We start from the raw sequence: 348 nt of genomic DNA, 5'->3' as shown, positions 1-348 counted from the left end.
TTGCTACTGGACTTGTGTTTTTGAAGTTTTTAAAGTACCTTCAAAACTAGATAAGAAGTGAATCAAGATCCGACAAGCGTTTGTGCTGTTTAGCTCCGGCTCCTAGGTCCTCGCCGTCATAAGCATAATCCACTCCGTGGCATAAACCGCCACTACGTGTATTCTGCTTATGCGGTCGGACCTGAACAGTCGCCTCCGCATATCTTTATAAGTTAAGTCCTCGATTGATTAGTATCCGTCAGCTGCACGTGTCACCACGCTTCCACCTCGGACCTATCTACCTCATCGTCTCTGAGGAATCTTACTCATTTCAAATGATGGGAAATCTCATCTAGAGGGGGGCTTCAT

At 46.0% G+C, this 348-nt stretch carries 1 rRNA gene; it reads right to left on the bottom strand.

From position 1 onward, the window contains the following. Nucleotides 1-208: 208 nt before the first annotated feature. Nucleotides 209-348 (bottom strand): 23S ribosomal RNA (locus tag GH754_RS19345); the annotation flags it as partial.

Source organism: Salinibacillus xinjiangensis (assembly GCF_009649735.1).
Lineage (GTDB): Bacteria > Bacillota > Bacilli > Bacillales > Alkalibacillaceae > Salinibacillus > Salinibacillus xinjiangensis.
The sequence above is the reverse complement of the archived record's forward strand: the minus strand, read 5'-3'. Positions and strand labels throughout refer to the sequence as shown.